The organism is Mycobacteroides sp. H001 (assembly GCF_001440005.1).
In the GTDB taxonomy this organism is placed as follows: Bacteria; Actinomycetota; Actinomycetes; order Mycobacteriales; family Mycobacteriaceae; genus Mycobacterium; species Mycobacterium gwanakae.
On the sequence record NZ_LJYH01000032.1, the window covers coordinates 81,951 to 93,398 of the forward strand.

Sequence of the window (11,448 nt, forward strand, 5' to 3'; positions counted from 1 at the left end):
ACCATCGATATCATTGACCCGGAACGCATTACCGGTGCGTGCCGGTTACCTGGCTGGTCCGTAAAGAACGGGAGGAATCGGCTTTGTCGACATCTGTACTCATTTCTGGTGGAGCGGGATTCATTGGATCCGCGCTATCCAACCGCCTCGTGCAGGCGGGATACGACGTCGCGGTGATGGACGTCCTACATCCTCAGGTGCATGCCAGGGGCCGGGACATCGACCTTCCGCCATCGGTGCGGCTGTTCACGGGCGACGTGACCCATGCCCCCGACTGGGATGCCGTGCTGCGGTTGTTTGAACCCTCGCAGGTTGTCCATTTGGCTGCGGAGACGGGTACCGCGCAGTCGCTTTCGGAAGCGACGCGTCACGGCTCGGTCAATGTGGTGGGTACCACCCAACTCCTTGATGCGCTGAGCCGTGCGGCGTTTGTGCCCGACCAGCTGGTACTCGCATCGTCGCGCGCGGTGTACGGCGAAGGTGCCTGGCAGTCCGGTGCGGAAGTCTTCTACCCACGCCCGCGCAGCCATGCCCAGCTACTTGCCGGCCAGTGGGATCCGAAGGGTCCCACCGGTGAGCCTTCGGAACCGCTCGCCAGCTGCGCCAGTAGGACCGAGCCCCGGCCTACCAATATCTATGCGGGTACGAAACTTGCCCAAGAGCATCTGTTGGCTTCCTGGGCGGCCGCCCATGACACCAACCTCAGCGTTCTGCGTCTGCAGAATGTGTATGGGCCCGGTCAGTCACTCACCAACTCGTACACCGGAATCGTCACGCTCTTCGCGCGTCTGGCACGCGAGAAGCAGTCCTTGGAGGTGTACGAGGATGGACGGATAGTTCGCGATTTCGTCTTTATCGACGATGTTGTCGATGCGCTCTTTGCCGCGGTACACACACCCGCAGTTGAGCGACGCACTCTCGACATCGGTTCTGGCACTGCGACAACCATTCATGAGTTGGCTCGTAAGGTTGCGGACATCTGTGCGGCGCCCGAACCCACCGTTGTCGGGAAGTTTCGCGACGGCGATGTGCGTGCCGCGAGCTGTGACGTCGAGCCGGCAATCGAGCAGCTCGCGTGGAGCCCGAAGTGGACGCTCGAGGATGGCCTGCACGCACTTCTGGAATGGATCGACAAGGACTGCCCGAATCGCTTTTGAGCGCATCGCCGCCCCACTGTGGTCTGGTGGCGAGAAACCCTGTCGCGAATATGAATCATCAGTTGTGACAATGTTTTCCAACTACATGTGGAAACACCGGAAAGCCTGATCTCGAACTGAGATGACGATACGATGACGCTTCCGGCGAAGAGTGGTGGAGGCGCATGAAGCTCGGTTCTGTATTCGATCCGCGAAACAACGCGCTGAACGCATGTCGGCTCGCCTTGGCGACAGAGGTGATCCTTTTTCACTCGTTTCCGCTTACGGGTCACGTGGTGGAATCCAAGGCGATACTTCAACTGCTGTTTTCGGTAGGAGTTGACGGATTCTTTGCTCTTTCGGGATTTCTGATCACTGCTAGTTGGCTCCGTAATCCCAGCTCGCGCGACTACTTCATCGCGCGAGCCCTGCGCATCCTGCCCGGGTACTACGTGGTACTGGCGGTAACGGCGTTTGTCATCGCTCCGCTCAGTGTTGCGATCCAGGGCGGATCGGCCGCGAGGCTGCTGTTCTCCAGTGCGCCGATCGAGTACATGTTGAAGAACAGCGCGCTGATTCAGCTCCAGTTCGACGTGGGTGGGACGCCGCGCGATATCCCGTATCCGGGAATCTGGAACGCGTCCCTGTGGTCGCTCGTATTCGAAGTGATGTGCTACATCGCCGTAGCGGGGCTGGGGCTGCTCGGGCTCGCCAGCCGTCGCTGGACCGCACCGGTGATACTGATATTGGCAACGATTGCGGCGATTCTCCTGCCGCCGCTGACCTTCCCTGGGCTATGGACAATTCCGCAGCTCGCGGTGCGCAGTGCCATCATGTTTTCCGCCGGCGCACTGCTGTATCAGTGGCGAGATGTGATTCCGGCCCGGTGGTCGCTTGTTTCGGTGAGCGTGGTGATTGTGCTGGCGTCGGGCATGTTGCCCGACTACCGCGTCATCGGTGCTCTTCCGCTTGCTTACGCCGTCGTCGTTTCGGGTGTGCTGATCAAGAACAAGCGCATGAATATCCAGACGGACCTGTCATACGGTGTCTATATCTATGCCTCGCCGACGCAGCAGTTCTTAGCTGTCGCAGGCCTCGCCAGCCTGAATCCGTTTGTTTTCTTTATTGTTTCGGCGGGTGCGACGTTGGTGCCCGCCGCATTCAGTTGGTTCCTGGTCGAGAAGCGTGCCCTCGCGCTCAAGTCGCGCCTCAAACGCAAGCATGCCGATCAGGCGGCGACGCGTGCGGGGCCCGCGGATTCGGATAGCCTCGCGCCGCGAGAACGGGCTCTATCACCGCGCGAGGACAGTTAGCGCACAGGTGTCGCCATGGATATGTCGGTAGGCTGAATCGCATGGCATTTCGGGATTCTGAGAATGGGCGATGTTCTTCGAACATCAAAGGACAGCAAAGGATCTCGTGATCATGCCACTCTTCCGTCTGGCACTGCAGCGCAAACCTCCGTTCATTGCGCGGCGTTATCCGTACGGGTCCCGCCGTCGAATGCTCGGTGCGCTGGGGCCGGACCTGGCCAGGACGGTCTCGATGCGGGCCGACACCTCGGCACCGGCGGAAACCCCCATCGGGAGGATCTTCGAGAACACCGACAACGTCCATAAGCTGCGTCATTACCTGCCCATCTACCAGCGTGCGCTCACGGGGATCGAGCGAATGCTCGAGATCGGCGTGGATCGGGGCGGATCCCTACAGATGTGGCGGGAACACCTGCCTCAGGCCACCATTGTGGGTCTGGACATCAGCCCCAAGTCTGCGCAGCACGACGACCCGGGGCGCGGTATCCACGTGCGGATCGGTGACCAGACCGATCCGCACTTTCTCGGTACGGTGGTCGAGGAGTTCGGCCCATTCGACGCCGTCCTCGATGATGGTGGCCACACCCCGAAACAGATGATCGGGTCGTTCAGGTATCTATTTCCGCGTCTGCGGCCCGGCGGGGTCTACATCGTGGAGGACGTCTGCGCGAACTACTGGACGATCTATCGTGACCAGCGCCAATCGTTCATCGATTTCACCAAATGGCTGATGGACGCTATGCACGCTCATTATATGGAGATGAGCTCGGTCTACCAGATCATGGAGGACCATCCCAAGCGGCTTGAGACAGTCGAGGTGCCGTTCGCGGCCACCATCATCGACCGGATCGAGGTGTTCGACTCCGTAGTCGTGATTCATCGCGCAGAAGAGTCGAAGCGGCTACCCCGTGCTGTGTTCCGATGAGGCTGAATATTAATGAAGGGTGGCAGGATCTCCGATCGCCAGCGTGCCGCAGATATTTGGCGACATTCGTTCACAAGAATTCTTGACAGATTCTGCTGAAAATGCAGCCCCTGCAAGGGGAGTAGCCCGGTCCGAAACGTGTCGACGGAGTCGCACAGACGGCTATTGTTAGCGCTGGGACGGGACACCAGCATTTCGAGATAGGGGCAGTTCTTGACCGTGACCGATTACGACACTCGATCCGCTTATCTGGGCCTGCTTCGACAGGACCTCACCCGATACGGAGTTGATGAACTTGTGCCAGTGGGTTGGAACTGGCTGCACCGCCCCTTTTTCAAATTTGGCGACTACGTGCTTGTGCGCAAGCGTCCGTTCGACGCGCACAAGCGTGACTTGGGCCTGGATTGGCCGGCGGATGCGCTGACAATGATCGGTATGCAGCGACTCACCAGCCTGCAACAGTGCGTCGAGACGGTGCTTGCCGATGATGTGCCTGGCGACCTGGTCGAATGCGGTGTGTGGCGCGGTGGTGCGTCCATCCTGATGCGCGGGGTTCTGGCCGCGTATGGGGACACCACGCGGAACGTGTGGCTCTGCGATTCGTTCGAGGGCGTACCTCCGCCGGATACCGCGCATTACAAGGCGGACAAGGGCGACAGGCTGCACCTTGCGGCGCCGATCCTGGCGGTGACCGAAAAGAATGTCAGGGCTAATTTCCAGCGCTATGGATTGTTGGATGACCAGGTTCGATTTGTTCCAGGCTGGTTCAAAGACACGCTGCATGATGCCCCGATTCAACAAATCGCTGTATTGCGGCTTGATGGCGACCTCTATGAATCCACAATCCAGGCGCTCGACGGGCTTTACGAGCGTTTGTCTCCCGGAGGCTTTTGCATCATCGACGACTACCATGCGCTCGACTCGTGCAAACAGGCCGTCACCGATTACCGCACGAAGCACGGGATAACCGCCGAGATCAAGGAAATTGACGGAACAGGCGTGTTCTGGCGTAAGGAATGACGGCGGCCCGACTCCGCTGAACCGCGATACCCGAAAGGCGTTAGAGGCGATGAAGTTTGTGCTGGCGAGCTACGGAACCCGGGGTGATGTCGAGCCCTCTGTTGTCGTGGCTCGTGAGTTACAGCGCAGGGGACACGATGTGGTCATGGCTGTGCCGCCGGACCTGATCGGCTTCACGGAGTCGGCTGGTCTGGAGACCGTTTCCTACGGGTTGGATACGAAGACCTGGCTGGACGTTTATCGCAATTTCTGGACGTTCTTCTTCCACACCTTCTGGAAGGTGGGGGAGATTCGGACGATGTGGCGTCAGATGTGGGAGCTCAGCGACGAATGCTGGGCGCAGATGAACACCACGCTGATGTCCGCGGCCCAGGATGCCGATGTGTTGTTCGCGGGCCAGAGCTACCAGGAACCCGCTGCGAATGTCGCTGAATACCATGACATTCCATTGGTCACACTTCATCACATCCCGATGCGGCCGAACGGTCAGCTTGTCACCATCCTGCCGTCCCGGTTGGGGCGTGCGGCGATGACAGCGTTCGACTGGTTTGCTTGGCGCCTGAATAAGAAGGTTGAGGACACGCAGCGGCGTGAGCTCCGCCTACCCAAGGCCTCACGGCCGTCGCCGCAGCGGATCGCCGAGCGCGGCTCCCTGGAGATCCAGGGCTATGACGAGGTCTGTTTTCCCGGCCTGGCCGAGGAGTGGAAGGAATGGGATGGCTTGCGGCCGTTTGTCGGCTCGCTGACCATGGCGTTGACCGCCGAGGCCGACGGTGACGTCGCCTCATGGATCGCTGACGGGACGCCGCCAATCTTCTTCGGATTTGGCAGTATGCCGGTCGAATCCCCCACTGCCGCACTCGAGATGATCGGCTCGGCGTGTGCGGAGCTGGGAGAGCGGGCCTTGATAGGCGCGGGATGGACAGACTTCAGCGATGCGCAGCTTCCCGACCACGTGAAGGTCGTGGGAGCAGTCAACTATGCGACGGTCTTTCCGGCCTGCCGGGCGGTCGTGCATCACGGGGGGTCCGGCACCACCGCGGCAAGCCTGCGCGCCGGGGTCCCCACGTTGATCTTGTCGATGGATGCCAATCAGACGCTTTGGGGTGGACAGATAAAGAAGCTGAAAGTGGGTACCACGCGGCGTTTTTCGACCACCACGCGAGAATCTCTGATTGCGGATCTGCGCCAGATTCTTGCACCGGACTACGTTGACCGGGCTCGCGAGCTCGCCAACGGAATGACCAAACCGGGTGAGAGCGCGGAGGCCGCCGCTGATGCCATGGAGCAGTTCGCTCGCTCAAGGTGTTCCGCGTGAGTGGGCCGGAGGGGCCGAGGCCAGCGAGAAACCCGACGCTCGGCCAGGTATTCGACCCGAGAAACAATGCGCTCAACGCATGGCGGTTGATCCTGGCGGTCAGCGTCATCTTCTGGCACTCCTGGCCGCTGACCGGTCGAACGATCACCTATCGCCCATTCGAGCAACTCATCGAGCAGGTCGGCGTCGACGGTTTCTTTGCGATATCGGGCTTTCTCATCACCGCGAGTTGGCTGCGCAAACCCAAGCTTCGTGACTTCGCGATTGCCCGTGGCCTTCGCATCTTCCCGGGGCTGTGGGTGTGTCTACTGATCATCGCGTTCGTCATAGCCCCCATCAGTGTCCTCATCCAGGGCGGCTCGGTCTCGGCGTTGTTCTCGTCGCACAAGCCGGTCGAGTACGTCATCAACAATGGTCTGCTGAACGTGTACTACGCCGGTGTCGATGGCACCCCGCGCGGTGTCCCATGGCCGGGCGTGTGGAACGGGTCAATCTGGACGCTTGTCTTCGAGATGATCTGCTACATCGCGGTGGCAGTGCTGGGCGTCGTCGGACTCCTGAAGCGGCGATGGGTTGTTCCCGCGGCCTTCGTGCTATTCCTTTGTGCCACGGCGTATCTCTCGTACCCGGTCTTCGCGGCGACTTCTATCGCGCAGATGGTGGCACGGTTCGCTGTCATGTTCGCGGCAGGAGCCCTGCTGAACCAGTACAAAGACGTCATTCCCGCGCGCTGGTCGCTCGTTGCGGTGAGCGTCGTGATCGTGCTGGCTTCCGGACTGTTGGAGAACTATCGGGATATCGCGGCTTTGCCGTTGGCGTATGCGGTCATAGTGTCGGGCTCGCTCATCCACAATCCACGACTGAACCTGCGCAACGACCTGTCCTACGGTACGTACATCTATGCCTATCCCGTGCAACAGCTACTGGTCGTCATGGGACTGGGTAGTCTGAATCTGTTGCTGTTCTTCGCTATTGCCACGGCGGCCACCGTGCCGCTAGCGGCCTTCAGTTGGTTCGTGGTGGAAAAGCAAGCGATCTCGCTGAAGTCTCGACTGAACCGAAAACGTCCCGCAGAGGTAGACACCGCGTCAGCGGCGCCGGTGGAGCGTGATGCGGTGTGAGGGCCGGATATGGCATCGATCAGCTTGTGAGCCATAGCTATTCGACGTGGTTGAATCGATTCGCCACGCGCTTTTCTCATCTCCAACCTGACGGCGGATGCTATCGTTTCCGCTGTGGCAGATGAGCTAACGCTCCGTACCCGTATTTGGCTGTGGGCGGTTCGCAAGGAATATTGGCTTGCGCGCACGCTCCTGCCCAACGTCTATTCGAACGATGCGCTGATTTGTTTCAACAATCACGCATTCCTCGATGACCCGGCGTTCCAGCGTGCATACCAGCGCGGTGTCCGCGCGCTCGGTGGTACCGACTGGTATCAGTGGCATTGGCGCGTACATGTCGGGCTGTGGGCGGCTGCCAGTGCGAGCAAGGTGAAGGGTGACTTCGTCGAATGTGGCGTCAGCTACGGCTTTTTGAGTAGCGCCATCATGGAGTACCTCGATTGGGATCGACTGGGGAAGACCTTTTATCTCCTCGACACCTTCGCCGGACTCGACCCGCGCTTCGTCAGCGCGGGTGAACGCGACTCGGGGGCGCTCGAGAAGAGCGAGGAACTCGTACGCAATGGCATGTACGTGAGCTCCGTGGACAGCGTCAAGGCGAACTTTGCGCAGTGGAAGAACCAGCGCGTCATCGCTGGAGCAGTTCCCGAAACGCTTGAGGAAGTCCACGCCGATGCGGTGGCGTTCCTGCATATCGACATGAACTGCGCACCACCCGAAGTCGCGACACTGCGATACTTCTGGCCGCGACTTTCACCAGGAGCATTTGTGCTCCTGGACGACTACGCGAATCGCGGTCGCGACGAACAGCGTATTGCCATGGATGAGGTGGCGCGCGATTTGGGCGTATACATCGTGGCCTTGCCGACCGGCCAGGGTCTGATTATCAAACCACCGCAGTAAGGGTCATTTCTTACTTGCTTTACCGCGGGCGGCAGCCTCGAAGAGATCTGCGGCCTTGGTGACGCTTTCCTCAGGGCTGGTCATCCGAGTGGCCAACTCTCGGGCGGCCGCCGCGTACTCGGGCGCCAGGATACGACGCAGATCGGCCACCAGTGTTTTTCGATTGGTCGCCGAGAACCGTCGAGCAGCACCGACTTTCAACCTGCCGAGCTGGTTTCCCCAGTACGGCTGATCGGCCGTGCTCCACAGGATCAGCGTCGGGGTACCGGCTCGCAGACTCGCGGCCGTGGTGCCCGAACCTCCGTGATGAACAACGGCTCGGCTGGCGGCGAAGACCGCTGAGTAGTTGACGGCGCCCACGACCTTGACATGGTCGGGTTGGACGATGTCACCGAAATCGGTACCGCCGGCGCAGACAAGCGCCCGCTCACCCAGTTCCGCACACGCAGAACTAATCATCTCGATGGTGCCGGCCGGTGATTCGAGCGGAATGCTGCCGGTGGCGAAGCAGATCGGCGGTTTCCCTGCGGCGATCCAGGACGCCACCTCATGGTCGGCGGCGGTAGATAACCCCATTGTGAGGGCGCCGACGAAAGGCCGCTTGCCATTCCATTTCGCCCACTCATTAGCCAGTCCGGGAACGGAGATCGCGTCATAGGCTTGTATTTCGATGGCTGCGCTGCGGGCGATCCGCCGCGGCGAGGGTCCGGTGGCCTCGGGTAGGCCGAGCTCGCGTCGCTGCGTGTCCTCGGCGTCCTTCGTGGCGCGCCACAGCAGCCACTCGGAGAGCATTCCGCCCGATCGTACGAGCGGTGCCGGAAGCATCGGAAGCAGTTGACCGTTGGGTCGCATCGGGAAGTGGTGCAGCATCATCAGGGGGATGTCGAAATACTCGGCCACGTTGGCAGCCGATTGCTCGAAGTTGAGTCCTGTCGACAACAGATCAGCCCCGTCTGTCACCGAGGCGAGCGTCGCGCTGGTGTCACTCCAGTAACGGGCAATCGGCGCCCAAAGCTCACGCAGCGTACCGACGGGGTTGCGTACCAACTGAGTCCAGAAATTCCGGAGGAACTCGTCCTGTAGGAAATCCTGTAGTTCCGGGCCATAGGGAACCGCGGCCAGTCCAGCCGACTCCGCGAAGGTGACGAGGTCCGGGGGGACAGCCACGCAGACGTCGTGTCCTCGTCGGGTCAGCTCGCATCCGACGCTGACGGAGGGCTCGACGTCGCCGCGAGTGCCGTAGCACGCCAGCGCAAACTTCATTCCGTTCCTGGCCCTTCAGTCGTTGTCGCGTTGGTGGACCGAATAACTGCGTCATTATCTCTGGTTCTCCAACTGTCGCAAGGCAGTTCGGAGTTCGATAAGCCAGCCTGAAACTCAGAACTCTGCCATAATTCGTCTATGGTGCGCAGTCATCCGGTTCGGAAGTCGCGAGATTGGGTCATCTTCAAGCTGAACGCTCAGTTCACTCAGGCGGTGCAGAAGTTCATCTACCGGCATGCCACCCGTAAGCTCGAAACAGAGAACGTCGTGTTCCTCAATTACGGCTACGAAGAGGATCCGGCGATGGATGTCCCGTTGTCGGCTTCCGATGAGCCCGATCGGTATTCCATTCAGCTCTACCACAGCACCGCTACCCAGACGGAGCTCGACGGTAGGCGGGTGCTGGAGGTCGGTTGTGGCCACGGCGGCGGAGCTTCCTACCTCGTACGCACATTGCATCCGACGTCCTACACGGGGCTGGATCTCAATCCGGACGGGATCGAGTTCTGTCGCAAACGGCACAATCTTCCGGGCCTGGAGTTCACGCACGGAGATGCGCAGAACCTGCCATTCACCGATCAGTCCTTCGATGCGGTGATCAATATCGAGTCATCGCACCTGTATCCCCAATTTCCGGTGTTTCTCACCGAGGTGGCGCGTGTGCTTCGTCCGGGCGGACATTTTCTCTACGCAGATGCGCGCAGCGCTCAGGATGTCGCTGGGTGGAAGGTGGCGCTCGCGAATGCGCCGCTACGGATGGTGTCCGAGCGGGGGATCAATGTCGAGGTCCGGCGCGGGATGGAGAAGAACCTGGAGCGCTGGCGGTACGTGATCGATCGCGCTACACCCAGACTCTTGCGCGGGTTGGTTCGCAGGTTTGCGCCGGCTCAGCGTGCTTACGAGGACCTACGGAGCGGGGGAGCGGTGGAGTATCGGATGTACAGCTTCACCAAGGCGTAGGCCTTGCGGCAGATTCGTCTTCCGACAAGGATTTTCATCGTCGAGTGGGTATAGTCAAAGCATGAACGTCGTCGAGTCGATAGAGCGCGGTCTGGACTGGCTCGCGACGCCCAGGCAGTTACCCGGGCGCTTGGAGATGGAGACTCGGCGGGGTAAGCGTCTGGAGCTGGAGGTCGTTTCCGTCGCGATCCGGCTGCCGATCCTCAACGGTGCCGTGGTGCGACTACCGGTGTTTGTCATGCTGATGCCAGCCGGATCGTCGCCCATCGAGGGAACGCAAGCCCGTCCCGAGCACCTCGACGACTGAACTATTTCGGTAGCGGGCTCGCCATGGGCCGGGGCTTCGTGTTCCGCATGAAAATATCGTCTTCTCGGGCGCTCTCAGCGTTGGTCAAAGCGGTCTCGCGGGCGGCTTCCGCACACTTTTGGCGATGTGCGACGAGGAACGCTGTGAGGATGCTGTGCTCGGTGTAATCGGTGCGGGTATGGACGATCTACGTGGCCACAGGATATTTCTGGCGATGCGCGCATAACAATGTTTTTCGTGGAATTTGTTGCAGCATCGACTGGAGCCGCTGAGGTGGCCAAACCGCCATGGATATCTTCGGTATTTCTTATAGACGAGAACTTAATTCGTAGTGGTTTGTCACCACATTTACTTCCAGGTACCCGATACTCCGTCACATTCTGTTGCTAGGGCGGCTTCTGCCCCATCAGTTCTCGGCTGAATCAGAATTCAGGTCGCGGCGAGTTCATTCGATACGCCCCAGGTTGTAACACTCTCGGCGCGGCGCGCAATGTAACGGAATGGCCCGACCTGTTACCTGAACTCGAAAAACATCCAAATATTGAGCTGTGGGCTACTTCTTCAAGTTACTTGATTAAGATGCGCAGCAAGCCCGAATATTAGGTAACGTGCGTCTCCAGTTCTAGTATCATACTTTGCTGGACGATAGGCGAACCGGTGGTCACTTGATTGCTCTCGCCGACGGCCCTGCGCTCGCCTCACGTGGCGTGCTCAGACTTGGTATACTCATATGCGCGTTCATCGCAACAACTAGAGATCTATCTAACCATACTTGACCTGGATAAATACATTCATACCGATATTGTGGCTAATTAGTTGCGGTAGTAAGCAACGATGTGTCAAAGTTGCGAAGATTAGAACTTTGTGAAACCCGCTACGCCGCTATAAATTCAGCCGTATGTTTGCGATGTCCACCGAAGCAACCTGGAGAAAGCGTGAGCATCAATCCATTCGATGATGACAAGGGAAGCTTTTTCGTCTTGGTCAACGACGAGGAGCAGCACAGCCTATGGCCGGCTTTCGCCGATGTGCCTGATGGCTGGCGGGTTGTATTTGGTGAAGCGGACCGTGCCGCCTGCCTGGAGTACATCGAACAAAACTGGACCGATATCCGGCCGAAGAGCCTGCGCGAGAGATTGGCGCAGGGTGGGGGTCTTGGGCGCTGAACCTTCGGAGAGGGGG

The 11,448-nt window shown here is 59.7% G+C and carries 11 protein-coding genes; 10 read left to right on the top strand and 1 reads right to left on the bottom strand.

All coding sequences use genetic code 11. The features are described from left to right. Window positions 1-83 precede the first annotated feature (83 nt). From AOT83_RS14955 to AOT83_RS14985, 7 genes are all read left to right on the top strand, one after another. Window positions 84-1,157, top strand: coding sequence for an NAD-dependent epimerase/dehydratase family protein (locus AOT83_RS14955; RefSeq protein ID WP_057964381.1), 1,074 nt, complete (start codon window positions 84-86; stop codon window positions 1,155-1,157). Window positions 1,158-1,321: 164 nt separating this feature from the next. Further along, complete coding sequence (locus AOT83_RS14960; RefSeq protein WP_057964363.1) at window positions 1,322-2,449, top strand: acyltransferase; 1,128 nt, start codon at window positions 1,322-1,324, stop codon at window positions 2,447-2,449. 190 nt (window positions 2,450-2,639) lie between these two features. Continuing rightward, on the top strand, window positions 2,640-3,374 hold the full coding sequence (locus AOT83_RS14965) for a class I SAM-dependent methyltransferase (RefSeq protein ID WP_030096373.1): 735 nt from the start codon (window positions 2,640-2,642) through the stop codon (window positions 3,372-3,374). 219 nt (window positions 3,375-3,593) lie between these two features. Beyond that, a complete protein-coding gene (locus AOT83_RS14970; protein ID WP_030096374.1) occupies window positions 3,594-4,394 on the top strand; it encodes a TylF/MycF/NovP-related O-methyltransferase in 801 nt (266 codons plus the stop codon). Window positions 4,395-4,443: 49 nt separating this feature from the next. Next, the gene (locus AOT83_RS14975) at window positions 4,444-5,712 is read left to right on the top strand and encodes a glycosyltransferase (protein ID WP_030096375.1); all 1,269 of its coding nucleotides are present in this window, start codon (window positions 4,444-4,446) and stop codon (window positions 5,710-5,712) included. Further along, entirely contained in the window at window positions 5,709-6,833 is a 1,125-nt protein-coding gene (locus AOT83_RS14980; protein ID WP_057964382.1) for an acyltransferase, read from the top strand. Before AOT83_RS14975 ends, AOT83_RS14980 begins: the two co-directional genes overlap by 4 nt. 114 nt (window positions 6,834-6,947) lie before the next feature. Further along, window positions 6,948-7,736, top strand: a complete 789-nt coding sequence (locus tag AOT83_RS14985; RefSeq protein ID WP_030096377.1) for a TylF/MycF/NovP-related O-methyltransferase — start codon at window positions 6,948-6,950, stop codon at window positions 7,734-7,736. A 3-nt stretch (window positions 7,737-7,739) separates the two neighbouring features. On the opposite strand, the gene AOT83_RS14990 is transcribed toward AOT83_RS14985, so the two are convergent. Beyond that, window positions 7,740-8,999: a glycosyltransferase gene (locus AOT83_RS14990; protein ID WP_057964364.1), complete on the bottom strand. Its 1,260-nt coding sequence runs from the start codon at window positions 8,997-8,999 to the stop codon at window positions 7,740-7,742. 180 nt (window positions 9,000-9,179) lie between these two features. On the opposite strand from AOT83_RS14990, the gene mtf2 reads away from it, so the two are divergent. The 3 genes from mtf2 to AOT83_RS15005 all read left to right on the top strand — a co-directional run bounded on the left by mtf2 (window position 9,180) and on the right by AOT83_RS15005 (window position 11,432). After that, window positions 9,180-9,959, top strand: coding sequence for a fatty-acid O-methyltransferase Mtf2 (gene mtf2, locus AOT83_RS14995; RefSeq protein ID WP_030096379.1), 780 nt, complete (start codon window positions 9,180-9,182; stop codon window positions 9,957-9,959). A gap of 61 nt (window positions 9,960-10,020) precedes the next feature. Continuing rightward, window positions 10,021-10,266 (top strand): hypothetical protein, encoded by a 246-nt coding sequence (locus AOT83_RS15000; protein ID WP_030096380.1) that lies wholly within the window; start codon window positions 10,021-10,023, stop codon window positions 10,264-10,266. A 935-nt stretch (window positions 10,267-11,201) separates the two neighbouring features. Continuing rightward, complete coding sequence (locus tag AOT83_RS15005; RefSeq protein ID WP_005062145.1) at window positions 11,202-11,432, top strand: MbtH family protein; 231 nt, start codon at window positions 11,202-11,204, stop codon at window positions 11,430-11,432. Window positions 11,433-11,448 lie beyond the last annotated feature (16 nt).